This window comes from Streptococcus infantis (genome assembly GCF_018499575.1).
GTDB classification, from domain to species: Bacteria; Bacillota; Bacilli; order Lactobacillales; family Streptococcaceae; genus Streptococcus; species Streptococcus infantis_K.
Map to the genome: position 1 here is coordinate 331,654 of NZ_JAHDAP010000001.1, position 25,994 is coordinate 357,647.

The window sequence follows — 25,994 nt, forward strand, 5'->3', positions numbered from 1 at the left end:
ATGACTAAAGAAACTATTAAACTTTTTTCAGAAATGCACGCTGAACCAAGCTGGTTGTCTGACCTCCGTCAAAAAGCTTTTGATAAGATTGAGAGTTTGGAATTACCAGTTATTGAGCGTGTCAAATTCCACCGTTGGAATCTGGGAGATGGAACCATTACAGAAAGTGAACCGTCAGCAAATGTTCCTGACTTCACAGCTCTTGATAATCACTTGAAGTTGGTTCAAGTAGGAACGCAGACTGTTTTTGAACAAACACCAGTTGAATTGGCTGAACAGGGTGTTGTCTTCACAGACTTCCATTCAGCTTTAGAAGAAATTCCAGAGCTGATCGAAGAATTCTTCATGTCATCTGTTAAGTATGACGATGACAAGTTGGCAGCCTATCACACAGCTTACTTTAACAGTGGTGCGGTTCTCTACATTCCAGACAATGTCGAAATCACAGAACCAATCGAAGGAATTTTCTACCAAGATAGTGATAGTGATGTGCCATTTAACAAGCATATTCTTATCATTGCTGGTAAAAACTCTAAAATTAGTTACCTCGAACGTTTAGAATCACGCGGTGAGGGTAGTGCTAAGGCAACTGCCAATATCACAGTTGAAGTCATTGCACGTTCAGGTGCACAAGTGAAATTTGCTGCGATTGATCGTCTAGGTGAAAACGTCACTGCCTACATTAGCCGCCGTGGTAAACTAGGTAACGATGCAAGTATTGACTGGGCAATCGGTGTCATGAACGAAGGAAACGTTGTTGCTGACTTTGATAGTGACTTGCTTGGAAATGGTAGCCATGCAGACCTCAAGGTCGTAGCTCTTTCAAGTGGTCGTCAGGTACAGGGGATTGATACTCGAGTAACTAACTATGGTTGCAACTCTATCGGTAATATCCTTCAACATGGGGTTATCCTTGAAAAAGCGACTTTGACTTTCAATGGTATTGGACACATCATCAAGGGAGCTAAAGGAGCAGATGCGCAACAAGAGAGCCGTGTTCTCATGCTTTCAGATCAGGCTCGTTCAGATGCCAACCCAATTCTTTTGATTGATGAAAATGATGTTACTGCAGGACACGCAGCGTCTATTGGACAAGTGGATCCAGAAGATATGTACTACCTCATGAGCCGTGGATTAGATAAGGCAACTGCAGAACGTTTGGTTGTTCGTGGCTTCCTAGGCTCCGTTATTGTTGAGATTCCAGTCAAAGAAGTTCGTGATGAAATGATTGCAACTATTGAAGAAAAATTGTCAAAACGCTAAGGGGAAGCCTATGTTAGATGTAGAAGCGATTCGCAAGGATTTTCCAATTTTAGACCAGATCGTCAACGATGAACCTTTGATCTATCTGGACAATGCTGCGACGACACAAAAACCACTAGCAGTAATGGAAGCCATTAACCACTACTATGAGCACGACAATGCCAATGTTCACCGAGGGGTTCACACCTTGGCTGAGCGTGCGACAGCATCTTATGAAGCTGCCCGTGAAACTATTGCTAAGTTTATCAATGCAGGCTCTACAAAGGAAGTTCTCTTTACTAGAGGTACGACAACTAGTCTTAACTGGGTAGCGCGTTATGCGGAAGAAATCCTGACTGAGGGAGACCAGGTTTTGATTTCTGTCATGGAACACCATTCCAACATCATTCCTTGGCAGGAGGCCTGTCGCAAGACTGGGGCTGAGCTTGTCTATGTTTATCTCAAGGATGGAGCTCTAGATATGGATGATTTGCGTTCTAAATTGATTGACAAGGTAAAATTTGTTTCACTCGCCCATGCTTCAAATGTTCTTGGTGTGGTCAATCCTATCAAAGAAATCACTCAATTGGTTCATCAAGTTGGAGCCATCATGGTGGTGGATGGTGCTCAATCTACTCCTCATATGAAGATTGATGTTCAGGACTTGGATGTGGACTTCTTTGCCTTTTCAGGTCACAAGATGGCTGGTCCAACTGGTATTGGTGTTCTTTATGGCAAAGAAAAGTATCTGGAGCAAATGTCACCAGTTGAATTTGGCGGTGAAATGATTGATTTCGTCTATGAGCAAACTGCTAGTTGGAAGGAATTGCCTTGGAAATTTGAGGCTGGAACTCCTAATATGGCTGGTGCAATTGGGCTTGCTGCTGCAGTGGATTATTTAGAAAATATTGGTATGGATGCCATAGAAACCCATGAACAAGAATTGATAGCCTACGTCTATCCAAAACTTCAGGCAATTGAAGGACTGACTATTTATGGTTCTCAGGACCTGGCTCAACGTTCGGGTGTTATTGCCTTTAACCTAGGTGATCTCCATCCTCACGACCTTGCGACCGCTTTGGATTATGAGGGAGTAGCCGTTCGTGCTGGTCATCATTGTGCTCAACCCTTGCTTCAGTATTTGGATGTCCCAGCAACAGCTCGCGCAAGTTTTTATATCTACAATACCAAGGCAGATTGCGACAAGCTGGTCGATGCCTTACAAAAGACAAAGGAGTTTTTCAATGGCACTTTCTAAACTAGATAGCCTCTATATGGCAGTGGTGGCAGACCATTCGAAAAATCCCCATCACCAAGGGAAGCTAGAAGATGCTGAACAAATCAGTCTTAACAATCCGACCTGTGGTGATGTGATTAATCTCTCTGTTAAGTTTGGTGCTGACGATCGTTTGGAAGATATCGCTTTTCTAAACTCTGGTTGTACGATTTCAACTGCCTCTGCTAGTATGATGACAGATGCAGTTTTAGGAAAGACCAAGCAAGAAATCCTAGAGCTTGCGACCATTTTTTCTGAAATGGTTCAAGGTCAAAAGGATGAGCGTCAAGATCAACTTGGAGATGCAGCTTTCTTATCAGGAGTTGCCAAATTCCCTCAGCGAATCAAGTGTGCAACCCTAGCTTGGAATGCCCTTAAAAAAACAATTGAAGACCAAGAAAACAAATAAGACAAGCTTTCTTTGTCTTATAAATCATTAGAAATAAAGAATGAAAGAAAGGATATTATGGCTGAAGAAAGAGTAGAACCAAAACCAATTGATCTTGGTGAATATAAATTTGGTTTCCATGACGATGTAGAGCCTGTCCTATCGACAGGAAAAGGATTGAATGAAGATGTCATTCGTGAACTATCAGCTGCTAAGGGAGAACCTGAGTGGATGTTGGAATTCCGTTTGAAATCTTATGAAACCTTCAAAAAAATGCCCATGCAAACTTGGGGAGCAGACTTGTCAGAGATTGACTTTGATGACTTGATCTACTACCAAAAACCATCTGATAAACCAGCTCGTTCTTGGGATGAAGTTCCTGAAAAAATCAAAGAAACCTTTGAACGTATTGGGATTCCTGAAGCTGAGCGTGCTTATCTAGCTGGAGCTTCTGCCCAGTATGAGTCAGAAGTGGTTTACCATAACATGAAGGAAGAATTTGAGAAGTTAGGAATTATCTTTACAGATACAGATTCTGCCCTCAAAGAGTACCCAGACTTGTTTAAACAATACTTTGCGAAGTTAGTACCTCCGACTGATAACAAGTTGGCTGCACTCAACTCAGCAGTATGGTCAGGTGGAACTTTTATCTATGTACCAAAAGGAGTTAAAGTGGATATTCCACTTCAAACTTACTTCCGTATCAATAACGAAAATACAGGTCAGTTCGAACGTACCTTGATTATCGTTGATGAGGGAGCAAGTGTCCACTATGTAGAAGGATGTACAGCGCCTACTTATTCAAGCAATAGCTTGCACGCGGCTATTGTGGAAATCTTTGCTTTGGATGGAGCTTATATGCGTTATACAACTATTCAAAACTGGTCTGATAACGTCTATAACTTGGTAACAAAACGTGCTAAAGCCTTGAAAGATGCGACTGTTGAGTGGATTGATGGAAACTTAGGTGCCAAAACAACTATGAAATACCCATCTGTTTACCTTGATGGAGAAGGTGCGCGTGGAACCATGCTTTCGATTGCCTTTGCCAATGCTGGTCAACACCAGGATACTGGTGCCAAGATGATCCACAATGCACCGCATACAAGTTCATCAATCGTGTCTAAATCCATTGCCAAAGGCGGAGGAAAGGTTGACTATCGTGGACAAGTAACCTTTAACAAGAACTCTAAGAAATCTGTTTCTCACATCGAGTGTGATACCATTATCATGGATGACTTGTCAGCATCGGATACCATTCCGTTTAATGAAATTCACAACTCGCAAGTTGCTTTGGAGCACGAAGCTAAGGTTTCTAAGATTTCAGAAGAACAACTCTACTACCTCATGAGTCGTGGATTGTCAGAATCTGAGGCAACTGAGATGATCGTTATGGGATTTGTAGAGCCCTTCACCAAAGAACTGCCAATGGAATATGCAGTTGAGCTTAACCGCTTGATTAGCTATGAAATGGAAGGATCTGTCGGATAAACATTATAAATAAAAACTGAACAAATACAAATTTGTTCAGTTTTTTATATACAATTTTATAAATATTCACAAATTCCATTTTTTATGGTAAAATAAAACAATTATTGTTAGTGGAGATGAATTATGAATATTTTTAGAACCAAAGACGTAAGTCTAGGTAAAACAGAGATGCATCGTCATCTGAAATTATGGGATTTAATTCTCTTGGGGATTGGTGCCATGGTAGGAACAGGTATCTTTACCATTACAGGAACAGCCGCAGCTACATTAGCAGGTCCAGCCCTTGTTGTTTCTATCGTTATCTCAGCAATCTGTGTTTCCTTATCAGCGCTCTTTTTTGCGGAATTTGCTTCTCGTGTACCAGCAACTGGTGGGGCGTATAGTTATTTATATGTGGTTTTGGGAGAATTTCCAGCTTGGATAGCTGGTTGGCTAACCATTATGGAATTTATGACAGCAGTCTCTGGTGTAGCTTCAGGTTGGGCTGCTTACTTTAAAGGTTTGCTTAGTCATTACGGAATTTCTCTGCCCCAAGCTCTAAATGGGACATTTAACCCAGCACAAGGTAGCTATATTGATCTCCTGCCAATTTTAGTCATACTTCTCGTTACTGGTCTTGTCTTATTAAATTCGAAAACAGCTTTGCGTTTTAATTCGATTCTAGTAGTCTTGAAATTTTCTGCTCTTGCTTTATTCATCTTAGTTGGAGTCTGGTATATCAAGCCTGAGAACTGGTCGGACTTTGCTCCATTTGGTTTTGGTCAAATTTACGGTGGAAGCACAGGGATTATGGCAGGAGCTTCACTCATGTTCTTTGGATTTCTAGGTTTCGAGTCTATTTCCATGGCTGTTGATGAAATTCAAAATCCACAAAAGAATATTCCACGTGGGATTGTTTTATCTTTGACCATTGTAACCATTCTCTATGCCATGGTTACCTTAATATTAACTGGTATCGTTCACTATAGTAAGCTCAATGTTGATGATGCAGTGGCTTTTGCTCTTAGAAGCATTGGTATTGGTTGGGCAGCTAATTATGTTTCTCTGGTTGCTATTTTTACTTTGATTACAGTATGTATTTCAATGACATACGCCTTGTCTCGAATGATTTATAGTTTGGCTCGTGATGGGTTGTTGCCTAAGACTTTTAAAGAAGTGACTAAGACAAGTCGTGTTCCAAAGAATGCGACCATCTTAACAGGAGTTGTTTCGGCAATGGCTGCAGGGATTTTCCCTTTGGCAAGTATTGCAGCCTTTCTCAATATCTGTACCTTAGCTTATCTCATTCTCCTAGCTTATGGAATTATCAAATTAAGAAAAGACAAGGGGGAACCTAAAGAGGGAGAATTTAAAACGCCTTTGGTTCCTTTTCTACCAATCTTATCGATTCTGATTTGTCTGTCCTTCATGCTTCAATATACTCTTGAAACTTGGATAGCATTTGTATTAGCCTTAGCAGTAGGAGTTATTATTTACTTTGTTTATGGATATAACCATTCGACTGTAGCTAAAAATGAATAAAGAAAAAAATCGCGAAATTCGCGATTTTTTCGATTTTTTATAACTTCTCGTTAACAAAACGAACGAAGCGATTCCACCAAACTTTTAAGAAGAAGGCTTTTTCGACATTTTTTTCTGCGACCATCTCAAAACTAGGTTTGTCAGTTGTAATGTATCCTTGACCAACTAGATCCTTGTCTTCATAAGTCAAATGTCCAACGACAGTTCCTGCCTCTAGTGGAGCAGTGTGTTCAGTCGTGTCCGCTGTGTAAGTAATAGTTGATTGTGTACGACTACCCAGACGTTGTACGATTTTGATATCTTCTTTGGCGACAGCTGTAACTGTATCTTCCTTCCCATCTAATACAGGCGATTTACTATCTTCATAACTATCTCCTTGTTTGACGATTGTTTGAAGAGCGAAATTGGATGAGATATAATCTAGAAGAGCTGAAGTTGCTGTGAAACGAGCGTAGGGATTGGTATCTTGGTTGTCGGCGTTTAAAACAACAGTAATGATACGCATGCCTTTTTCAACAGTTGTACCGACAAAGGATGCTCCTGCTTTATCAGTTGTTCCAGTCTTAAGACCATCAATACCACCACGATAAGCAGGCATTCCTTCTAACATATAGTTAGTAGAAGTAATGGTCATTCCTGCGAAAGTAGATGAAGGTTTCTTGGTAATTTCTAGGACCTGAGGATATTTGAGAATCAGATTACGAGCTACAACAGCAACATCGTAAGCACTCAATTTGTTTTCATCGTCTTTCTTAGAACCTGGATAGATATTATCTCCAAGAGTTTCATTATTTAGACCAGTTGAATTGACGACGGTAGCATCTTGAATTCCCCATTCAAGAAGTTTGGCTTTCATCATATCTACAAAGTCTTTTTCCGATCCAGCAACCTTTTCTGCTAACGCGATAGCTGCACTATTGGCACTAGTTACCAATGTTGCTTCTAACAACTCTTCAACAGTATAGTTACGAGCTTCCATAGGAACGTTACTTGCCGCAGAATTGGTTGTCAACTGGTAGGGATAATCTGAAATTTCTACCGGAGTAGAAAGAGTGATTTTACCTTGTTCTAGGGCCTCATAGACCAAGTAAACAGTTAGCAACTTACTGATAGAGGCAATTTCTACAGGTTGAGTAGCATCTTTTTCATATAAAATCTTACCAGTATTAGCTTCAACAGCGATGGCGTGTTTTGCAGCAACATCAAAATCCTTAGCAAAAACAGTAGTAGCCGAACCAAATGAAATAAGTGTTAGGAATGTTAAAAATAATTTCTTCATAGTAATTGTATTCTATCATAAAGACAAAAAATATTCTTGTTTTTATAATGTAGGTTATCAATCTTTTTCGAAATATGGTAAAATAGGAAAAAGAGGAGGTGGCTTATGTTTCGGAGAAATAAATTATTCTTCTGGACCACTGAGATATTATTAATAACCCTTATTTTCTACCTATGGAGAGAAATGGGTGCCATTATTACACCATTTGTAAGTGTCATAAATACAATCATGATTCCCTTCTTATTAGGAGGATTTCTGTATTACCTAACCAACCCAATTGTTATCTTTTTAGAGAAAGAGTGTAAAATCAACCGAATTATCGGGATTTTGTTGACACTTTTTGTTCTCTTTGGTTCTCTGGTGATAGGTGTAGTATATCTCTTACCGATTTTGATTAATCAGTTGAGTAGTTTGATTAATTCTAGCCAAGGTATTTATGGTCGACTCCAAGATTTAGTAATAGAATTATCAAAATATCCTGCTTTCCAAGAGCTAGATATTCAACAAACAATCCGACAATTAAATCTTTCTTACATCGATATTTTACAGAATATCTTAAATAGTGTAACAAACAGTGTTGGAAGTGTTCTTTCAGCTTTGGTTAGCACTGTTTTAATTATTATTATGACACCGGTTTTCTTGATTTATTTCCTTTTAGATGGTCATAAATTCTTACCGATGCTAGAGAGAACGATTTTAAAACGAGACAAACTTAATATATCTGGTTTAATAACAAACTTGAATGCGACGATTTCCCGTTACATAAGTGGAGTATCAATCGATGCATTCATTATCGGGTGTTTGGCTTTTATCGGTTATAGTGTGATTGGCTTAAAATATGCATTAGTTTTTGCTATTTTCTCAGGTTTAGCGAATCTGATTCCTTATGTTGGACCGAGTATTGGATTAATCCCGATGATTATTTCAAATCTGTTTACGGATCCTCAAAAGATGATAATAGCAGTTATCTATATGCTGATTATCCAACAAGTAGATGGGAATATCCTATACCCTCGAATTGTGGGTGGTGTCATGAAGGTTCATCCGATTACAATTCTCGTCCTATTATTGTTGTCAAGTAATATCTACGGTGTCGTTGGTATGATTGTTGCCGTTCCTACCTACTCGATTCTCAAAGAAATATCCAAATTCCTAGTTCGACTTTATGAAAAACATAAAGAAGTACAAGAAAAATAAAGATTTTCAAAAAGAAACAGATTCATCTGTTTCTTTTTTTATCTTTTATCAATAAATCGAGTACCGAGAAGAAGAATAAGAATAATTCACAAAATCTTTGTAAAACACTTGCAATTTAGCTAAAATTTGATAAAATAGTAAGGAAAGTTAGACTGTATTGCCTACTGTCTATCTATAAAATATATTTTATTGGAGGCTTTTACTCAAATGGCAAAAGAAAAATACGATCGTAGTAAACCACACGTTAACATTGGTACTATCGGACACGTTGACCACGGGAAAACTACCCTAACTGCAGCTATCACAACTGTTTTGGCACGTCGCTTGCCTTCAGCAGTTAACCAACCTAAAGACTATGCGTCTATCGATGCTGCTCCAGAAGAACGCGAACGCGGTATCACTATCAACACTGCGCACGTTGAGTACGAAACTGAAAAACGTCACTACGCTCACATCGACGCTCCAGGACACGCGGACTACGTTAAAAACATGATCACTGGTGCCGCTCAAATGGACGGAGCTATCCTTGTAGTAGCTTCAACTGACGGACCAATGCCACAAACTCGTGAGCACATCCTTCTTTCACGTCAGGTTGGTGTTAAACACCTTATCGTCTTCATGAACAAGATCGACTTGGTTGACGACGAAGAATTGCTTGAATTGGTTGAAATGGAAATCCGTGACCTTCTTTCAGAATACGACTTCCCAGGTGACGATCTTCCAGTTATCCAAGGTTCAGCTCTTAAAGCGCTTGAAGGTGACTCTAAATACGAAGACATCATCATGGAATTGATGAATACTGTTGATGAGTACATTCCAGAACCAGAACGTGACACTGATAAACCATTGCTTCTTCCAGTCGAAGACGTATTCTCAATCACTGGACGTGGTACAGTTGCTTCAGGACGTATCGACCGTGGTACTGTTCGTGTCAACGACGAAATCGAAATCGTTGGTATCAAAGAAGAAACTTCAAAAGCAGTTGTTACTGGTGTTGAAATGTTCCGTAAACAACTTGACGAAGGTCTTGCAGGAGATAACGTAGGTGTCCTTCTTCGTGGTGTTCAACGTGACGAAATCGAACGTGGACAAGTTATTGCTAAACCAGGTTCAATCAACCCACACACTAAATTCAAAGGTGAAGTTTACATCCTTACTAAAGAAGAAGGTGGACGTCACACTCCATTCTTCAACAACTACCGCCCACAATTCTACTTCCGTACTACTGACGTTACAGGTTCAATCGAACTTCCAGCAGGTACTGAAATGGTAATGCCAGGTGATAACGTGACAATCGATGTTGAGTTGATCCACCCAATCGCCGTAGAACAAGGTACTACATTCTCTATCCGTGAGGGTGGACGTACTGTTGGTTCAGGTATGGTTACAGAAATCGAAGCTTAATTCGATTTAGTTCCCAGAAGAACAATTATTTAAGTCAGACATTAAAAGAATCTTGCTATGCAAGGTTCTTTTTTTTGTAATTGAGTCCGAATAAGAGTAGCTTTTTTACATTTTCACAAATTCATGGTAAAATTGGTAAATATAAAATTTGGAGTATGAATATGAAGTATAAGCGAATCGTATTTAAAGTTGGTACATCATCATTGACCCATGAGGATGGTAGTTTATCTCGAAGTAAAGTCAAAGCAATCACTCAGCAACTCTCCATGTTACATGAGGCTGGTCATGAAATAATTCTTGTATCATCGGGGGCTGTTGCCGCAGGGTTTGGACCGCTTGGATTTAAGAAAAGACCGACAAAAATTGCTGATAAACAGGCAGCAGCAGCTGTAGGGCAAGGTTTACTGTTAGAAGAGTATACTACGAATTTATTGATGTGCCGTATTGTTTCAGCACAAATATTACTTACCCAAGATGATTTTGTGGATAAAAGACGTTATAAAAATGCGCATCAAGCTTTAACAGTTCTCCTTAATCGTGGTGCGATTCCTATCATCAACGAGAACGACAGTGTTGTGATAGATGAACTTAAGGTCGGAGATAACGATACTCTGAGTGCTCAAGTGGCTGCCATGGTTCAGGCAGATTTATTGGTTCTTTTAACTGATGTGGATGGTCTTTATACTGGGAATCCTAATACAGATCCAAAAGCTAAACGTTTGGAGAAGATTGAGGTTATCAATCGTGAGATTATTGATATGGCTGGAGGTGCAGGATCATCAAATGGTACAGGTGGTATGTTAACAAAAATTAAAGCTGCCACCATTGCAACTGAGTCAGGTGTTCCTGTTTATATCTGTTCTTCCTTAAAGCCAGATGCTTTGATTGAAGCAGCTGAAGAGACCAATGATGGATCATACTTTGTTTCCCAAGAGAAAGGACTCCGTACTCAAAAACAATGGTTGGCTTTTTATGCAAAGAGTCAAGGGGTTATCTGGGTAGATGGTGGAGCTGCAGAAGCACTTTCAAAAAATGGAAAGAGTCTCCTTTTATCTGGTGTAGTAGAAGTGGAAGGCAATTTCTCTTACCATGATATTGTAACCGTAGCTGATAAAGAATCAGGGAAGTCTCTTGGCAAGGGACGTGTCCAATTTGGTGTTTCTGCCTTAGAAGATATGTTACGGTCACAAAAAGCTAAGGGAGTCTTGATTCACCGTGATGACTGGATTTCCATTACTCCTGAAATCCAACTGCTCTTTACAGAATTTTAGAGGTAAACTATGGTAAGTACACAAGAACAATTTGAACAAGTACAGGCTGTAAAAAAGTCTATCAACACAGCTAGTGGAGAGGTTAAAAACCAAGCTTTGCTGGCCATGGCTGAACACTTAGTGGCAGCTACTGAGGAAATTTTAACAGCCAATGCTCGTGATATGGAAGAGGCTAAAGGTAAGATTTCAGATGTGATGTTGGATCGGCTGTATTTAGACGCAGGACGAATTGAGACTATGGCAACTGGCATTCGTGAGGTGGTTGCTCTTCCAGACCCAATTGGTGAAATCCTAGAAACTAGTCATCTTGAAAATGGATTGGTGATTACTAAGAAACGTGTAGCTATGGGAGTTATTGGCATTATCTATGAAAGTCGTCCTAATGTCACGTCTGATGCGGCTGCTTTAGCTATAAAAAGCGGAAATGCTGTGGTTCTTCGTAGTGGTAAGGATGCCTACCAAACTGCTCATGCCATTGTTACTGCTTTGAAAAAAGGATTAGAGGAGTCCGGAATCCATCCCGATGTCATTCAGCTGGTGGAGGATACCAGTCGTGAAAGTAGCTATGCTATGATGAAGGCAAAAGGCTATCTCGATCTTCTCATTCCACGAGGAGGTGCTGGCTTAATTAATGCGGTGGTTGAGAATGCTATTGTGCCAGTTATCGAGACAGGGACTGGAATTGTCCATGTCTATGTGGATAAGGATGCAGACGAAGACAAGGCTCTGTCTATCATCAACAATGCTAAAACTAGTCGTCCCTCTGTTTGCAATGCCATGGAGGTTCTACTGGTTCATGAAGACAAGGCAGCAAGATTCCTTCCTCGTTTAGAGCAAGTTCTCGTGAAAGAACGTCTAGAAGCTGGATTCCAACCTATTCAATTTCGTCTTGATGAAAAAGCAAGTCAATGTATTTCTGGACAAACAGCTGAGCCCCAAGATTTTGATACCGAGTATTTGGATTATATCTTAGCCGTCAAGGTCGTTTCTAGTCTTGAGGAAGCAGTTGAGCATATCGAAGCTCATAGCACCCATCATTCGGATGCGATTGTAACAGAAAATCAAGATGCAGCGATCTATTTCACTGAGCAAGTGGATTCAGCAGCGGTTTATGTCAATGCTTCAACTCGTTTTACGGATGGTGGTCAATTTGGTTTAGGTTGTGAAATGGGAATTTCTACACAGAAACTGCATGCTCGTGGACCAATGGGCTTGAAGGAATTAACTAGCTACAAGTATGTAGTCACTGGTGATGGACAGATAAGGGAGTAAAGTATGAAGATTGGATTTATCGGTTTGGGAAATATGGGTGCTAGTTTGGCAAAGGCAGTTTTGCAGGCCAAGACGGGTGCTCAGATTCTCCTTGCCAATCGCAGTCAAGCGAAAGTAGATGCTTTCATCGCCAATTTCGGTGGCCAGGCTTCCAGTAATGAAGAAATTTTTGCAGAAGCAGATGTGGTTTTTCTAGGAGTAAAGCCAGCTCAGTTTTCTGAACTACTTGCTCAATACCAGACTATCCTTGAAAAGAGAGATAGTGTTCTTTTGATTTCTATGGCAGCTGGCTTAACCTTGGAAAAATTAGGGAAATTAGTTCCAAGTCACCATCGCCTGATTCGTATCATGCCAAATACACCTGTTGCTATTGGCCAAGGAGTGATTAGTTATGCTATGTCTGCAAATTGTCATTCAGAAGACAATGAACTTTTTTGTCAACTATTAGCAAATGCAGGTCAGTTAGTTGCCTTAAATGAACATTTAATGGATGCGGCTACAGGACTTGCAGGTTGTGGACCAGCCTTTGTTTATTTATTTATAGAGGCTTTAGCAGATGCAGGAGTGCAAACCGGTTTACCACGAGAGAAGGCATTGGAAATGGCAGCACAAACAGTAGTGGGTGCGGGACGGATGGTTTTAGAGACTCAACAACATCCTGGAGTTTTAAAAGATCAAGTTTGTAGTCCAGGTGGGGCAACCATTGCTGGGGTAGCAAGTCTAGAAGAACATTCTTATAGAGGCACGGTTATGGATGCAGTTTATCAATCCTACAAACGAACACAAGAACTAGGTAAATAAGAGGTCGGAATACTTTCCGGTCTCTTTTATCATTAGCAACAAAAAGCTTTTCACAAATGCCTATTTTTTTGATAGAATAGAAGGAAGAAAAAAAGAAAGAAGTTCGTCATGTCAAAAGGATTTTTAGTCTCTTTAGAGGGACCAGAGGGAGCTGGAAAAACAAGTGTGCTTGAAGCTATCCTTCCTTTGTTAGAAGAAAAGAATATTGAGTTTTTAACAACACGTGAGCCAGGTGGCGTTTTGATTGGTGAGAAGATTCGAGAAGTCATTTTAGATCCTAGTCATACTCAGATGGATCCGAAGACAGAGCTTCTTCTCTATATTGCTAGTCGTAGACAGCATTTGGTGGAAAAAGTTTTGCCAGCCCTTGCTACCGGGAAAATGGTCATCATGGATCGTTTTATTGATAGTTCAGTTGCTTATCAAGGCTTTGGTCGTGGTTTGGATATTGAAGCGATTGATTGGCTCAATCAATTTGCGACAGATGGTCTTAAGCCAGATTTGACACTTTATTTTGATATTGAAGTAGAAAAAGGACTGGAACGAATCGCAGCAAACAGTGATCGAGAAGTCAATCGTTTAGATTTGGAAGGTTTAGACCTACATAGAAAAGTTCGTCAAGGCTATCTTTCCCTTCTTGAGAAAGAAGGTGAGCGTATTGTTAAAATTGATGCGAGCTTACCACTAGATCAAGTAGTTGAAAATACGAAACAAGTTTTGTTTGACAGAATGGGGCTGACAGAATGAATCAGGAGCAATTAAGAGCTTGTCAACCTCAACAATATGAGTATTTTCTACGTATCTTGGAACAAAAACAGCTGAATCATGCCTATCTATTTTCGGGTTATTTTGGAAGTCTAGAGATGGCTTTATTCCTATCTAAGAGTTTATTTTGTACAGAAAAGCAGGGTGTTTTACCATGTGAGTCTTGTCGAAATTGTAAGTTGATTGAACAGGAAGAATTTCCTGATGTCACCATTATTCGTCCGATGAATCAAATCATTAAAACGGAACGAATCCGAGAGTTAGTTGGGCAGTTTTCTCAATCAGGAATCGAAAATCAACGTCAGGTTTTTATCATTGAGCAAGCAGAAAAAATGCATCTGAATGCTGCGAATTCACTATTAAAGGTCATTGAAGAACCGCAAAGTGAAACCTATATTTTCTTCTTAACCAATGATCAAGAGCAGATGTTACCAACTATCCGAAGCCGGACACAGATTTTCCAATTTAAGAAACAAGTTGAAAGCCTTATGAATCAACTGGAACAAGCAGGATTGGTCAAAAATAAAGCAAGACTGTTGGCTGAGTTTAGCCAATCGCCATCGGAAGCTGAAAAACTGACAAATCAAGCAAGTTTTTGGAATTTGGTTGAAGAAAGCGAGCGTTTCTATAGCTGGTTGGAGTCTGGGAAAAAGGAATCCTACTTACAGGTTGCAAAATTGGCTAGTTTAGCTGATGATAAAGAAAAACAAGACCAAGTCTTTAGAATTTTAGAAGTTCTAGCAGGTCAAGAGATTCAAAAAAATGTATCACGTACAATATTGCAAAATCTTCTCGAAGCCAGAAAAATGTGGAAAGCAAATGTGTCTTTCCAGAATTCTTTGGAATACCTAGTTTTACAATAAAATGAACATGAAAACAGAAAAAGAAAGGGCTGTCCATGAACAAGAAAGAATTATTTGATGCTTTAGATGATTTTTCTCAACAGTTATTGGCAACTTTGGCAGACGTCGAAGCCATCAAAAAGAATCTCAAGAGTGTCGTAGAAGAGAATACAGCTCTCCGTTTAGAGAATGATAAACTAAGAGAGCGCTTGAGTGAGGAAGAAGAAACAACTCCAACTAAGACCAAACATGTCAGAGAAAATGTGAGCCGAATCTATGACGACGGTTTTCATGTGTGTCGTGATTTTTATGGCCAACGTCGTGAACAAGATGCAGAATGTATGTTTTGCGATGAATTGTTGTTTAGGGAGTAAGCATGCAGATTCAAAAAAGTTTTAAAGGACAATCACCTTATGGTAAGTTGTATCTTGTTGCAACTCCGATTGGGAATTTGGAGGATATGACCTTTCGTGCTATTCAGACTTTGAAAGAAGTGGACTGGATTGCTGCTGAGGACACTCGTAATACTGGACTATTGCTCAAGCATTTTGATATTCCGACTAAACAGATCAGTTTTCACGAGCACAACGCCAAGGAAAAAATTCCTGATTTGATTGGTTTCCTGAAAGCAGGACAAAGTATTGCTCAAGTTTCAGATGCGGGTTTGCCAAGTATTTCTGACCCCGGTCATGATTTGGTCAAGGCGGCAATTGAAGAAGATATAGCAGTTGTCACAGTTCCAGGTGCTAGCGCAGGAATTTCTGCCTTGATTGCCAGTGGTCTAGCTCCACAACCCCACATTTTTTATGGCTTTCTACCGAGAAAATCAGGGCAACAAAATCAATTTTTCGAATTAAAAAAAGACTACCCTGAAACTCAGATTTTCTATGAATCTCCACATCGTGTGGCTGATACCCTAGAAAATATGCTAGAGGTCTACGGTGATCGTTCAGTTGTCTTAGTTCGAGAATTGACTAAGATTTACGAAGAATACCAACGAGGAAAAATTTCAGAGTTACTGGAAAGCATTTCTGAAACACCGCTCAAGGGCGAGTGCCTTCTTATCGTAGAAGGTGCTAGTCAAGAAGTAGAAGATAAGGACGAAGAGGAACTATTCTCTGAAATTCAAAACCGCATCCAAGAAGGTGTTAAGAAAAATCAAGCCATTAAGGAAGTCGCAAAGATATATCAGTGGAATAAAAGTCAGCTCTACGCAGCCTACCACGAATGGGAAGAGAAACAATCCAACGACTAAACAGGGAAGTTTGCCTTCTTCCCTTTTTTTGTTATACTAGTAAAAGTAAAAATAGAAAGATTTGTGGGTGTCAAAATGTCCAGTGCTTGTTTTAATATGGACTTAGATTCCACCCAAAGAGGTATTAGTGTCATGTCTCAATCTTATATCAATGTTATCGGTGCTGGTTTAGCAGGTTCGGAAGCAGCTTACCAAATCGCAGAGCGTGGTATTCCGGTTAAACTCTATGAAATGCGTGGTGTCAAATCAACACCTCAGCATAAAACAGATAATTTTGCAGAATTAGTGTGTTCTAACTCATTACGAGGGGATGCTCTTACAAATGCTGTCGGGCTCCTCAAGGAAGAAATGCGTCGTCTTGGTTCTATTATCTTGGAATCAGCAGAAGCTACCCGTGTTCCTGCAGGTGGAGCGCTTGCGGTTGATCGTGACGGTTTTTCTCAAATGGTTACTGAAAAAATTGCCAATCACCCTTTAATTGAAGTGGTTCGTGATGAAATTACAGAATTGCCGACAGATGTTATTACGGTTGTCGCTACTGGTCCTTTGACTAGCGATGCCTTGGCCGAAAAGATTCATGCCCTCAATGGAGGAGACGGTTTTTATTTTTATGATGCTGCTGCTCCAATCGTAGATGTCAATACCATTGATATGAACAAGGTCTACCTTAAATCTCGTTATGATAAGGGGGAAGCAGCTTATCTCAATGCTCCAATGACCAAACAAGAGTTTATGGATTTCCATGAAGCTTTAGTTAATGCTGAAGAAGCCCCGCTTAATTCTTTTGAAAAAGAAAAGTACTTTGAAGGATGTATGCCAATCGAAGTCATGGCAAAGCGTGGAATCAAAACCATGCTCTATGGTCCAATGAAACCAGTTGGTCTGGAATATCCAGAAGACTATAAAGGTCCTCGTGATGGTGACTTTAAAACACCTTATGCAGTTGTTCAGCTTCGTCAGGACAATGCTGCAGGTAGTCTCTATAATATTGTTGGATTTCAAACTCACCTTAAATGGGGAGAACAAAAACGTGTCTTCCAAATGATTCCAGGTCTTGAAAATGCAGAATTTGTCCGTTATGGTGTCATGCATCGTAATTCGTACATGGATTCACCAAGTCTTCTTGAGCAAACATACCGTTCTAAGAAACAGCCAAATCTTTTCTTTGCAGGTCAAATGACTGGTGTAGAGGGCTACGTTGAGTCAGCTGCTTCAGGATTGGTTGCGGGGATAAACGCTGCTCGTCTTTTCAAGGGAGAAAGCGAGGCTATCTTCCCAGAGACGACAGCTATCGGTAGTTTAGCTCATTATATCACCCATGCGGACAGCAAACACTTCCAACCCATGAATGTTAATTTTGGCATTATCAAGGAGTTAGAAGGTGATCGTATTCGTGATAAAAAGGCTCGTTATGAGAAAATTGCAGAACGCGCCTTGTCTGATTTAGAGAAATTTTTATCTGTCTAATTTTTTTGAAAGAATTGCTCATGATACTATAAAAATCCTTGAAATTGTGATAAAATAGGTAGGATGAAAAAAGGAGAGAGAAAATGGTAGAACCTAAGTATAAACGTATCTTAATCAAGCTATCTGGTGAAGCCCTTGCTGGCGAACGTGGCGTTGGGATTGATATCAAAACAGTCCAAAGTATGGCCCAAGAAATCAAGGAAGTCCACGAGCTAGGAATTGAAATTGCTTTGGTTATCGGTGGTGGAAACCTTTGGCGTGGAGAACCTGCAGCAGAAGCTGGTATGGATCGTGTTCAGGCGGATTACACTGGAATGCTTGGGACAGTTATGAATGCTCTTGTAATGGCAGATTCATTGCAACAAGCTGGTGTTGATACTCGTGTACAAACAGCCATTGCCATGCAACAAGTAGCAGAGCCTTATATTCGTGGACGTGCTCTTCGTCACCTTGAAAAAGACCGTATTGTTATCTTTGGTGCAGGAATTGGTTCACCTTACTTCTCTACTGATACGACAGCGGCTCTTCGTGCAGCTGAGATTGAAGCGGATGCTATTTTGATGGCTAAGAATGGTGTCGATGGTGTCTACAATGCAGATCCTAAGAAAGATAAAACTGCTGTTAAATTTGAAGAATTGACTCACCGTGATGTGATTAATAAAGGTCTCCGTATCATGGATTCAACAGCTTCAACTCTATCAATGGATAATGACATTGACTTGGTTGTCTTTAATATGAATCAGCCTGGCAATATCAAACGTGTTGTATTTGGTGAAAATATCGGAACAACAGTTTCAAACAATATCGAAGAAAAGGAATAAGAAAGATTATGACTAACGCAATTGTAGAAAAAGCTAAAGAGAGAATGACTCAATCTCACCACTCACTTGCTCGTGAGTTTGGTGGTATCCGTGCAGGTCGTGCGAATGCAAGTTTGCTTGACCGTATCACCGTTGAATACTATGGTGTTGAAACACCTCTTAACCAAATTGCTTCTATCACAATCCCAGAAGCACGTGTCTTGTTGGTAACACCGTTTGATAAATCTTCTCTAAAAGATATCGAACGTGCCTTAAACGCTTCAGACCTTGGTATTACACCAGCTAACGATGGTTCTGTTATTCGCTTGGTAATCCCAGCTCTTACAGAAGAAACTCGTCGCGATCTTGCTAAAGAAGTGAAAAAAGTTGGTGAAAATGCTAAAGTAGCGATCCGTAACATTCGCCGTGATGCTATGGATGAAGCTAAAAAACAAGAAAAAGCTAAAGAAATCACTGAAGATGAATTGAAGGGTCTCGAAAAAGAAATCCAAAAAGCAACAGACGATGCTGTTAAACACATCGACGACATGACTGCCAATAAAGAAAAAGAAATCTTGGAAGTCTAAGAAATAAACAGAAAAACTCAGTTGGCATTGCTGGCTGAGTTTTATTCGAAAGAAGGAAACATGAATACAAATCTTGCAAGTTTTATCGTTGGGCTCATCATCGATGAAAATGACCGTTTTTACTTTGTTCAAAAGGATGGTCAAACATACGCTCTTGATAAGGAAGAAGGTCAGCATATAGTTGGTGATACGGTCAAAGGCTTCGCCTACACGGATATGAAGCAAAAACTTCGCTTAACGACTCTAGAAGTGACTGCGACCCAGGATCAATTTGGTTGGGGGACCGTAACAGAAGTTCGTAAGGATTTGGGTGTCTTTGTGGATACAGGACTTCCTGACAAGGAAATCGTTGTGTCACTGGATATCCTACCTGAACTCAAAGAACTCTGGCCAAAGAAGGGCGATAGGCTCTATATTCGTTTAGAGGTAGATAAAAAAGACCGTATTTGGGGAATTTTGGCTTATCAGGAAGACTTCCAACGATTAGCACGCCCGGCCTACAATAATATGCAGAACCAGAACTGGCCTGCAATCGTTTATCGTCTCAAGCTGTCAGGGACCTTTGTCTATCTGCCTGAAAATAACATGCTGGGCTTTATCCATCCTAGCGAGCGTTATGCAGAACCACGTTTAGGACAAGTGTTAGATGCGCGTGTTATTGGTTTCCGTGAGGTGGATCGTACACTTAATCTTTCACTGAAACCTCGCTCTTTTGAGATGTTAGAAAATGATGCACAAATGATTTTGACATACTTGGAAAGCAATGGTGGATTTATGACCTTAAATGATAAATCTTCACCAGATGACATTAAAGCGACTTTTGGCATCTCAAAAGGTCAGTTTAAAAAAGCGCTTGGTGGTTTAATGAAAGCTGGAAAAATTAAACAAGACCAGTTTGGTACGGAGTTAATCTAAGGAGGCTTATGCGAAAATCATTTTATACTTGGCTTATGACAGAGCGCAATCCTAAAAGTAACAGCCCTAAAGCAATTTTAGCCGATCTTGCCTTTGAGGAGTCAGCTTTCCCAAAACATACCGACGATTTTGATCAAGTCAGTCGATTTTTAGAGGAACATGCCAGTTTTTCCTTTAATATGGGAGACTTCGATCGTATCTGGCAGGAATATTTAGAACATTAAAATGGTATAGGTATTAGGGATAGCATTTTCTAAACGCCTTTGCTATAATAAAAAGAAATTAAAGAGTTAGAGAGGTTCTTTGTTTGAAGGAACATTCAATAGACATTCAGTTAAGTCATCCAGATGACCTGTTTCATCTTTTTGGTTCCAATGAACGCCACCTTCGTTTGATGGAGGATGAGTTAGATGTTATCATCCATGCTCGTACAGAGATTGTACAAGTTTTGGGAGAGGAGTCAGCTTGTGAGGAAGCCAGACAGGTTATTCAAGCCTTGATGGTCTTGGTTAATCGTGGGATGACTGTCGGAACTCCAGATGTTGTGACAGCCATTAATATGGTGAGAAATCATGAAATTGATAAGTTTATCGCCCTCTATGAAGAAGAAATCATCAAAGATAATACTGGGAAACCGATTCGTGTGAAGACACTGGGACAAAAGCTTTATGTTGACAGTGTTAAGAATCACGACGTTACCTTTGGAATTGGGCCTGCTGGTACGGGTAAGACATTCCTAGCAGTGACCTTGGCTGTGACAGCTCTCAAGCGTGGTCAAGTCAAGCGTATCATCTTGACTCGTCCAGCAGTTGAAGCAGGAGAAAGTTTAGGATTTCTACCTGGTGATTTGAAAGAAAAGGTAGATCCTTATCTTCGACCAGTCTACGATGCTTTATATCAGATTTTAGGGAAAGATCAAACAACTCGTCTCATGGAGCGAGAAATTATTGAGATTGCACCTTTGGCCTATATGCGTGGACGTACCTTGGATGATGCCTTTGTTATCTTGGATGAAGCACAAAATACAACCATCATGCAGATGAAGATGTTCTTGACACGTTTAGGATTCAATTCTAAAATGATTGTCAATGGGGATATTAGTCAGATTGACCTACCACGTAATGTCAAGTCAGGTTTGATTGATGCCCAAGAAAAACTTAAGAACATTCACCAGATCGACTTTGTACATTTCTCGGCTAAGGATGTGGTTCGTCATCCAGTCGTTGCTCAGATTATCAGAGCCTATGAACCTCGACCTGTCAAAGCTGAAGAAAATCAAGAGGAAACAGAATAAAGAAAAAGAACAGTTGAAAAACTGCTCTTTTTTTATCTGAATTTCTTATTAAACAAGCTCACTGATAGGTGTGAAGTCACGTTCTAAACCTTCAGCAACTGGTTGACTTGTGAGTTGACCTTGATAAGTTGTTACACCTTCACGTAAACCAGTATCTTCAAGGATTGCTTTCTTAAATCCTTTTCCTGCCAAGGCTTCGATATATGGAAGGGTCACATTTGTAAGGGCAATAGTAGAAGTACGAGCTACTGCTCCAGGAATGTTAGCAACCGCATAGTGAAGGACACCGTGTTTTTCATAGACAGGCTCATCATGGGTTGTCACACGATCAGCTGTTGCAATAACACCACCTTGGTCTACAGCAACGTCTACGATAACAGAACCAGGACGCATTTGTTGAACCATGTCATCTGTCACTAATTTTGGAGCTTTGGCACCAGGAATCAATACTGCACCGATAACAACGTCTGCTTCACGCACACTAGCTTCGATATTAAATGGGTTAGACATGAGGGTTTGGATTTGGTGACCAAAGACATCTTCAAGGACAGAAAGGCGCTTAGCACTAATGTCAAGAATAGTGACTTGGGCTCCTAAACCAAGAGCGATACGAGCTGCGTGTGTACCAACGACACCACCACCGATGATGGTTACTTTTCCTTTTGGCACACCTGGGACACCACCCAAAAGAACACCAGAACCACCAGCTTGTTTCGTCAAGAAGTGAGCTCCGATTTGGACTGCCATACGACCTGCAACCTCACTCATTGGAACTAACAAAGGAAGTTGACCTTCAGTATCGCGTACCGTTTCATAAGCTACACCAGTTGTTTTAGCTGCAAGCATAGCATCCGCTAATTCTGGAGCTGCTGCCATGTGCAAGTAGGTGAAGAGAAGTAAATCATCACGCAAGAACTGGTACTCACTAGCAAGGGGTTCCTTGACTTTAACAACTAACTCTGCAGCCCATGCTTCAGCAGCCGTTGCGACAATCTCTGCTCCTTGCTTTTCATAGTCAGCATCAGTAAATCCTGAACCAAGCCCAGCATTTGTTTCGACGAGGACACGGTGACCACGCCCAACAAGACTCTGTACACCAGCAGGTGTCAAAGCAACACGATTTTCATTATTTTTAATTTCCTTTGGAATTCCAATTAACATAGGATAACTCACTTTCTATTAAGCTGTTTCATTTGTTGTATCACATAATTCTTTAGTATTTTTGTGATGATTTTATTGTATATGAAACCGTTTTAAATTGCAAGAAAAACTTGTAAACCTATTTCTTTTATGTTATTCTTTTAGCAACATTTTTTAGGAGGTGAAATGATGGAATCACTATTTATCAAACTAGCTAAGCATCCAATTATCGAAACTGAACGCTTAGTACTTAGACCAGTAACACTTGACGATGCAGAAGCCATGTTTGAGTACGCTTCAGATAAAGAAAATACGCGCTACACTTTTCCAACCAATCAAAGTTTGGAGGAAACCAAGAATAATATTGCTCAGTTTTATCTAGCAAATCCCTTGGGCCGATGGGGAATAGAACTTAAAAATACAGGAGAGTTTATCGGAACTATTGATTTGCACAAGATGGATATGGTTCTCAAGAAGGCATCCATTGGCTACATTATCCATCAAAAATATTGGAATCAAGGTTTGACGACAGAAGCCAATCGAGCTGTGATTAAACTGGCCTTTGAAAAGATAGGAATGAATATGTTGATCGCCCTTCACGATAAGGACAATCCAGCGTCAGGCAAGGTCATGGAGAAATCAGGCATGCACTTCTCTCACGAAGAACCGTATGCTTGTATAGACCAGCATGAAAAAGATCGTTTCGTGACAAGAGTTCATTATATCTTGACTAAGGAAGACTATTTTGCAAATAAGTAAGCAGTTGAAAAGATTTTTCAGCTGTTTTTTCTTTCTCTTACGAATAAGCTAAGAGAGGAGAAAATATGGAAGAACTTATTGAGAAAATTAAAGAATATAAAATCATTGTTATCTGTGCAGGTTTGGGCTTGGTATTGGGTGGATGTTTCCTCCTGAAGCCATCAACGCAAGCACCTGCTAAGGAAACAAATTTGCAAACAGAAGTTACAACTGTTTCAAAGGATTCAGCTAGCGAAAAAGAGGAGAAGAACCAGAAATCGGAAACTGAAGAAGTGGTGGAGAAAGATCTGATTACTGTCGATGTCAAAGGTGCCGTCAAATCACCTGGAATCTATGATTTGCCAGTTGGAAGTCGGATTAATGATGCTGTCCAAAAAGCGGGTGGACTTACAGATAATGCTGACAGCAAGTCTATCAATCTTGCCCAGAGAATTAGTGACGAAGCATTTGTTTATGTTCCAACTAAGGAAGAAACAACTAGTCAAGAGGCTCATTCAAATGCTTCCAACACTAAAGACAATAAGAAAGTCAATCTCAATAAAGCCAGTTTGGAGGAGCTAAAACAGGTTAAGGGATTGGGAGGCAAACGTGCTCAAGACATCATCGACCACCGTGAAACTAATGGTAAGTTCAAGTCTGTCGATGACCTCAAGAAAGTGTCAGGAATTGGTGCCAAGACAGTAGAAAAGTTAAAAGAATATGTCACAGTGGATTAGTCGCATACCCATCCCCAAAATCTATCTCAGTTTTCTACTATTATGGCTCTACTATGCAATCTTTTCAGCAAGTGTGTTAGCGCTTTTGGGTTTTGTTTTTTTACTATTCTGTCTCTTTTTCCAATTCCCATGGAAGACTGTGACCAAGGTCCTCTTGATTTGTGGACTGTTTGCTAGCTGGTTTTTATTTCAAAAATGGCAGCAAGAAGCAGCTAGTCGACACCTTGTCGTCTCGGTTAATTCAGTGCGAATATTACCTGACACCATAAAGGTAAATGGTGATAGTCTATCCTTACGTGGAAAGGCTGACGGTAGACTCTATCAAGTCTATTATAAACTTCAGTCAGAAGCTGAAAAAGAAAAATTTCAAGACTTATCTGACTTGCACGAAATGGTCGTGAAAGGGAAATTAGCTAGTCCTCAAGGGGCAAGTAATTTTGCTGGATTTGATTATCGAAATTATCTCAAAACTCAGGGAATTTATCAGACCTTGACCATATCAGAAATTGTCGAATCAAGGAAAATATCTAGTTGGGATATAGGGGAAAATCTATCAAGCCTGCGAAGAAAAGCAGTTGTTTGGATAAAAAGGAATTTTCCCGACCCCATGCGTAATTATATGACAGGTCTTTTACTGGGACATTTAGATACAGACTTTGAGGAAATGAATGAACTCTACTCAAGTTTGGGGATTATTCATCTCTTTGCATTATCTGGCATGCAGGTTGGGTTCTTCATGGATACTTTTAAGAAGTTACTATTGCGATTGGGCTTGACTCAAGAAATGTTCAAATGGACAGCCTATCCATTTTCCTTAGTTTATGCTGGTTTGACAGGGTTCTCTGCTTCTGTTATTAGAAGCCTGTTACAAAAACTCTTGGCTCAACATGGCTTCAAGTCACTCGATAATTTTGCTCTAACTATCCTGGTCTTGTTCATTGTGATGCCGAATTTCTTCCTAAGTGCTGGAGGAGTGCTCTCCTGCGCCTATGCCTTTATCCTGACCATGACTGGCGAGGAAGTAGAAGGAATAAAAGGTCTAGTGAGAGAGAGTTTCCTTATTTCCTTAGGAATTCTGCCAATTTTATCATTTTACTTTTCTGAATTTCAACCGTGGTCTATCCTCTTGACCTTTGCTTTTTCATTCTTATTTGATATAGTCTTTTTACCACTCTTATCGATTCTCTTCTGTTTGTCATGTATCTATCCTATAACCCAGTTTAACTTTCTCTTTGAATGGCTAGAAAACATCATTCGCTATGTTTCTCAGCTATCTACTAGACCCTTAGTTTTTGGCCAACCGAGTCTTTGGGTTCTAGTATCTTTGTTAATATCTTTGGCTTTAGTTTATGACTATCGTAAAAATTTGAAAAAAATACCGATCATTGTCCTATTTGTCCTAGCCCTCTTTTTAGGAACCAAACATCCACTAGAAAATGAAATCACGGTCTTAGATATGGAGCAGGGACAAAGCATTTTCCTAAGAGACATGACAGGTAAGACCATTCTACTGGATGTCGGGGAAAAGTCTGAAGTTGAAAAGAAAGAAGCCTGGCAGGAGAAAGTCACTACGAGTAATGCTAAGCGTAGTTTAATTCCTTATCTAAAAAGTAGAGGAGTCGCAAAGATTGATCAGCTTGTGCTAACGAACAGTGAAACTAAGCAATTAGACCATGTGTTAGAAATCAGTAAAACCTTCGTGATAGGAGAAATTCTAGTAACTGAAGAAACTCTATCTAAGCAAGAATTTATGGATGAGCTCAAGCAAAGCAAAGTCAACGTACGTGCTGTACAAAGAGGAGAGAAGTTATTTGTTTTTGGGAGTCATTTGGAAGTAATTGCAACTCAAGACAAGGATAAAAAAGACTCAATAGCCATGTATGGAAAACTACTACATCAAACCTTTCTAATTACTGGAAATATAGAGGAGAATTCCTTAACAATCTATGATCCCAAGCTCCAAGCAGATGTTCTGATCACTCATCAACTATCATCGAAGAAAAATAGTGATGTGGAGGTCTTCAAAACTTTACAACCTAAAATGACTGTCATGTCGGTAGACAAGAAGAAAAGATTTAAAGTAATTAACCAAGAAGATAAAGAAGTTGAGAATGCAATCTACAAAACGGATAAAAAAGGAGCCATTCGTTTCAAAGGCTGGAGTTCTTGGAAACTGGAAACAGTTCGATGAATTTGAACTCTAGAAGAAAATTAAAATTGTCTAAACAATCAATCAAAACTTGATTTTAAAACCTTTTTGCTATAAAATGGTAAAGATTAGTGTTAAACTTTTATATTGCAAATAGGAGAAA

At 39.9% G+C, this 25,994-nt stretch carries 25 protein-coding genes; 23 read left to right on the forward strand and 2 right to left on the reverse strand.

Going from position 1 to position 25,994, the window contains the following annotated elements; translation table 11 throughout:
• The 5 genes from sufD to KJR31_RS01635 all read left to right on the forward strand — a co-directional run bounded on the left by sufD (position 1) and on the right by KJR31_RS01635 (position 5,918).
• Positions 1–1,263 carry a Fe-S cluster assembly protein SufD gene (gene sufD, locus KJR31_RS01615; RefSeq protein WP_214261774.1) on the forward strand — a complete coding sequence of 421 codons (1,263 nt, stop codon included), beginning with the start codon at positions 1–3 and terminating at the stop codon, positions 1,261–1,263.
• Between the two features lie 10 nt (positions 1,264–1,273).
• Positions 1,274–2,500 carry a cysteine desulfurase gene (locus KJR31_RS01620; RefSeq protein WP_214261775.1) on the forward strand — a complete coding sequence of 409 codons (1,227 nt, stop codon included), beginning with the start codon at positions 1,274–1,276 and terminating at the stop codon, positions 2,498–2,500.
• On the forward strand, positions 2,487–2,927 hold the full coding sequence (gene sufU, locus KJR31_RS01625; RefSeq protein WP_214261776.1) for a Fe-S cluster assembly sulfur transfer protein SufU: 441 nt from the start codon (positions 2,487–2,489) through the stop codon (positions 2,925–2,927). The genes KJR31_RS01620 and sufU overlap by 14 nt, the downstream gene beginning before the upstream one ends.
• A 57-nt stretch (positions 2,928–2,984) precedes the next feature.
• The gene (gene sufB, locus KJR31_RS01630; protein ID WP_006151262.1) at positions 2,985–4,397 is read left to right on the forward strand and encodes a Fe-S cluster assembly protein SufB; all 1,413 of its coding nucleotides are present in this window, start codon (positions 2,985–2,987) and stop codon (positions 4,395–4,397) included.
• 123 nt (positions 4,398–4,520) lie between these two features.
• Positions 4,521–5,918 carry an APC family permease gene (locus tag KJR31_RS01635; RefSeq protein WP_214261777.1) on the forward strand — a complete coding sequence of 466 codons (1,398 nt, stop codon included), beginning with the start codon at positions 4,521–4,523 and terminating at the stop codon, positions 5,916–5,918.
• Positions 5,919–5,955: 37 nt separating this feature from the next.
• On the opposite strand, the gene pbp3 is transcribed toward KJR31_RS01635, so the two are convergent.
• On the reverse strand, positions 5,956–7,197 hold the full coding sequence (pbp3, locus tag KJR31_RS01640; protein WP_214261778.1) for a D-alanyl-D-alanine carboxypeptidase PBP3: 1,242 nt from the start codon (positions 7,195–7,197) through the stop codon (positions 5,956–5,958).
• A gap of 105 nt (positions 7,198–7,302) precedes the next feature.
• On the opposite strand from pbp3, the gene KJR31_RS01645 reads away from it, so the two are divergent.
• The 15 genes from KJR31_RS01645 to KJR31_RS01715 all read left to right on the forward strand — a co-directional run bounded on the left by KJR31_RS01645 (position 7,303) and on the right by KJR31_RS01715 (position 21,067).
• Positions 7,303–8,394: an AI-2E family transporter gene (locus KJR31_RS01645; protein WP_178894887.1), complete on the forward strand. Its 1,092-nt coding sequence runs from the start codon at positions 7,303–7,305 to the stop codon at positions 8,392–8,394.
• Between the two features lie 207 nt (positions 8,395–8,601).
• Positions 8,602–9,798, forward strand: coding sequence for an elongation factor Tu (tuf, locus tag KJR31_RS01650; RefSeq protein ID WP_004253262.1), 1,197 nt, complete (start codon positions 8,602–8,604; stop codon positions 9,796–9,798).
• Positions 9,799–9,959: 161 nt separating this feature from the next.
• Positions 9,960–11,069, forward strand: a complete 1,110-nt coding sequence (gene proB / locus KJR31_RS01655; protein ID WP_214261779.1) for a glutamate 5-kinase — start codon at positions 9,960–9,962, stop codon at positions 11,067–11,069.
• Positions 11,070–11,078: 9 nt separating this feature from the next.
• Complete coding sequence (locus KJR31_RS01660; protein ID WP_214261780.1) at positions 11,079–12,341, forward strand: glutamate-5-semialdehyde dehydrogenase; 1,263 nt, start codon at positions 11,079–11,081, stop codon at positions 12,339–12,341.
• 3 nt (positions 12,342–12,344) lie between these two features.
• Complete coding sequence (gene proC / locus KJR31_RS01665) at positions 12,345–13,142, forward strand: pyrroline-5-carboxylate reductase (protein WP_214261781.1); 798 nt, start codon at positions 12,345–12,347, stop codon at positions 13,140–13,142.
• A gap of 108 nt (positions 13,143–13,250) precedes the next feature.
• Positions 13,251–13,889, forward strand: a complete 639-nt coding sequence (tmk, locus tag KJR31_RS01670; protein ID WP_214261782.1) for a dTMP kinase — start codon at positions 13,251–13,253, stop codon at positions 13,887–13,889.
• Positions 13,886–14,770 carry a DNA polymerase III subunit delta' gene (locus KJR31_RS01675; protein WP_214261783.1) on the forward strand — a complete coding sequence of 295 codons (885 nt, stop codon included), beginning with the start codon at positions 13,886–13,888 and terminating at the stop codon, positions 14,768–14,770. Before tmk ends, KJR31_RS01675 begins: the two co-directional genes overlap by 4 nt.
• Before the next feature lie 35 nt (positions 14,771–14,805).
• Positions 14,806–15,123, forward strand: coding sequence for a DNA replication initiation control protein YabA (gene yabA / locus KJR31_RS01680; RefSeq protein ID WP_214261784.1), 318 nt, complete (start codon positions 14,806–14,808; stop codon positions 15,121–15,123).
• 2 nt (positions 15,124–15,125) lie between these two features.
• A complete protein-coding gene (gene rsmI / locus KJR31_RS01685; protein WP_214261785.1) occupies positions 15,126–16,004 on the forward strand; it encodes a 16S rRNA (cytidine(1402)-2'-O)-methyltransferase in 879 nt (292 codons plus the stop codon).
• Between the two features lie 132 nt (positions 16,005–16,136).
• Positions 16,137–17,471, forward strand: coding sequence for a methylenetetrahydrofolate--tRNA-(uracil(54)-C(5))-methyltransferase (FADH(2)-oxidizing) TrmFO (gene trmFO, locus KJR31_RS01690; protein WP_214261786.1), 1,335 nt, complete (start codon positions 16,137–16,139; stop codon positions 17,469–17,471).
• A gap of 83 nt (positions 17,472–17,554) precedes the next feature.
• A complete protein-coding gene (gene pyrH / locus KJR31_RS01695) occupies positions 17,555–18,292 on the forward strand; it encodes a UMP kinase (protein WP_214261787.1) in 738 nt (245 codons plus the stop codon).
• Positions 18,293–18,300: 8 nt separating this feature from the next.
• On the forward strand, positions 18,301–18,858 hold the full coding sequence (frr, locus tag KJR31_RS01700) for a ribosome recycling factor (RefSeq protein WP_214261788.1): 558 nt from the start codon (positions 18,301–18,303) through the stop codon (positions 18,856–18,858).
• Positions 18,859–18,918: 60 nt separating this feature from the next.
• Complete coding sequence (cvfB, locus tag KJR31_RS01705; protein ID WP_214261789.1) at positions 18,919–19,773, forward strand: RNA-binding virulence regulatory protein CvfB; 855 nt, start codon at positions 18,919–18,921, stop codon at positions 19,771–19,773.
• Positions 19,774–19,781: 8 nt separating this feature from the next.
• Complete coding sequence (locus KJR31_RS01710) at positions 19,782–19,997, forward strand: YozE family protein (protein WP_001232087.1); 216 nt, start codon at positions 19,782–19,784, stop codon at positions 19,995–19,997.
• 83 nt (positions 19,998–20,080) lie between these two features.
• Positions 20,081–21,067 (forward strand): PhoH family protein, encoded by a 987-nt coding sequence (locus KJR31_RS01715; RefSeq protein ID WP_214261790.1) that lies wholly within the window; start codon positions 20,081–20,083, stop codon positions 21,065–21,067.
• Positions 21,068–21,115: 48 nt separating this feature from the next.
• Here KJR31_RS01715 and ald read toward each other — a convergent pair whose 3' ends face one another.
• Positions 21,116–22,228: an alanine dehydrogenase gene (ald, locus tag KJR31_RS01720; protein ID WP_214261791.1), complete on the reverse strand. Its 1,113-nt coding sequence runs from the start codon at positions 22,226–22,228 to the stop codon at positions 21,116–21,118.
• Between the two features lie 168 nt (positions 22,229–22,396).
• Here ald and KJR31_RS01725 point away from each other — a divergent pair, with 168 nt between their 5' ends.
• From KJR31_RS01725 to KJR31_RS01735, 3 genes are all read left to right on the forward strand, one after another.
• Positions 22,397–22,966: a GNAT family N-acetyltransferase gene (locus KJR31_RS01725; RefSeq protein ID WP_214262518.1), complete on the forward strand. Its 570-nt coding sequence runs from the start codon at positions 22,397–22,399 to the stop codon at positions 22,964–22,966.
• Positions 22,967–23,031: 65 nt separating this feature from the next.
• Positions 23,032–23,682, forward strand: coding sequence for a helix-hairpin-helix domain-containing protein (locus tag KJR31_RS01730; protein WP_214261792.1), 651 nt, complete (start codon positions 23,032–23,034; stop codon positions 23,680–23,682).
• Positions 23,666–25,873: a ComEC/Rec2 family competence protein gene (locus KJR31_RS01735; RefSeq protein ID WP_214261793.1), complete on the forward strand. Its 2,208-nt coding sequence runs from the start codon at positions 23,666–23,668 to the stop codon at positions 25,871–25,873. Before KJR31_RS01730 ends, KJR31_RS01735 begins: the two co-directional genes overlap by 17 nt.
• Positions 25,874–25,994 lie beyond the last annotated feature (121 nt).

Coding starts and splice junctions, on each gene's coding strand:
- tuf (WP_004253262.1), top strand. CDS start 8,602: ATGGCAAAAGAAAAATACGATCGTAGTAAACCACACGTTAACATTGGT.
- ald (WP_214261791.1), bottom strand. CDS start 22,228: ATGTTAATTGGAATTCCAAAGGAAATTAAAAATAATGAAAATCGTGTT.
- KJR31_RS01710 (WP_001232087.1), top strand. CDS start 19,782: ATGCGAAAATCATTTTATACTTGGCTTATGACAGAGCGCAATCCTAAA.
- KJR31_RS01645 (WP_178894887.1), top strand. CDS start 7,303: ATGTTTCGGAGAAATAAATTATTCTTCTGGACCACTGAGATATTATTA.
- KJR31_RS01735 (WP_214261793.1), top strand. CDS start 23,666: ATGTCACAGTGGATTAGTCGCATACCCATCCCCAAAATCTATCTCAGT.
- pyrH (WP_214261787.1), top strand. CDS start 17,555: ATGGTAGAACCTAAGTATAAACGTATCTTAATCAAGCTATCTGGTGAA.
- trmFO (WP_214261786.1), top strand. CDS start 16,137: ATGTCTCAATCTTATATCAATGTTATCGGTGCTGGTTTAGCAGGTTCG.
- KJR31_RS01675 (WP_214261783.1), top strand. CDS start 13,886: ATGAATCAGGAGCAATTAAGAGCTTGTCAACCTCAACAATATGAGTAT.
- pbp3 (WP_214261778.1), bottom strand. CDS start 7,197: ATGAAGAAATTATTTTTAACATTCCTAACACTTATTTCATTTGGTTCG.
- yabA (WP_214261784.1), top strand. CDS start 14,806: ATGAACAAGAAAGAATTATTTGATGCTTTAGATGATTTTTCTCAACAG.
- KJR31_RS01730 (WP_214261792.1), top strand. CDS start 23,032: ATGGAAGAACTTATTGAGAAAATTAAAGAATATAAAATCATTGTTATC.
- proC (WP_214261781.1), top strand. CDS start 12,345: ATGAAGATTGGATTTATCGGTTTGGGAAATATGGGTGCTAGTTTGGCA.
- KJR31_RS01725 (WP_214262518.1), top strand. CDS start 22,397: ATGGAATCACTATTTATCAAACTAGCTAAGCATCCAATTATCGAAACT.
- proB (WP_214261779.1), top strand. CDS start 9,960: ATGAAGTATAAGCGAATCGTATTTAAAGTTGGTACATCATCATTGACC.
- rsmI (WP_214261785.1), top strand. CDS start 15,126: ATGCAGATTCAAAAAAGTTTTAAAGGACAATCACCTTATGGTAAGTTG.
- frr (WP_214261788.1), top strand. CDS start 18,301: ATGACTAACGCAATTGTAGAAAAAGCTAAAGAGAGAATGACTCAATCT.
- KJR31_RS01635 (WP_214261777.1), top strand. CDS start 4,521: ATGAATATTTTTAGAACCAAAGACGTAAGTCTAGGTAAAACAGAGATG.
- cvfB (WP_214261789.1), top strand. CDS start 18,919: ATGAATACAAATCTTGCAAGTTTTATCGTTGGGCTCATCATCGATGAA.
- KJR31_RS01660 (WP_214261780.1), top strand. CDS start 11,079: ATGGTAAGTACACAAGAACAATTTGAACAAGTACAGGCTGTAAAAAAG.
- tmk (WP_214261782.1), top strand. CDS start 13,251: ATGTCAAAAGGATTTTTAGTCTCTTTAGAGGGACCAGAGGGAGCTGGA.
- sufB (WP_006151262.1), top strand. CDS start 2,985: ATGGCTGAAGAAAGAGTAGAACCAAAACCAATTGATCTTGGTGAATAT.
- KJR31_RS01620 (WP_214261775.1), top strand. CDS start 1,274: ATGTTAGATGTAGAAGCGATTCGCAAGGATTTTCCAATTTTAGACCAG.
- sufU (WP_214261776.1), top strand. CDS start 2,487: ATGGCACTTTCTAAACTAGATAGCCTCTATATGGCAGTGGTGGCAGAC.
- sufD (WP_214261774.1), top strand. CDS start 1: ATGACTAAAGAAACTATTAAACTTTTTTCAGAAATGCACGCTGAACCA.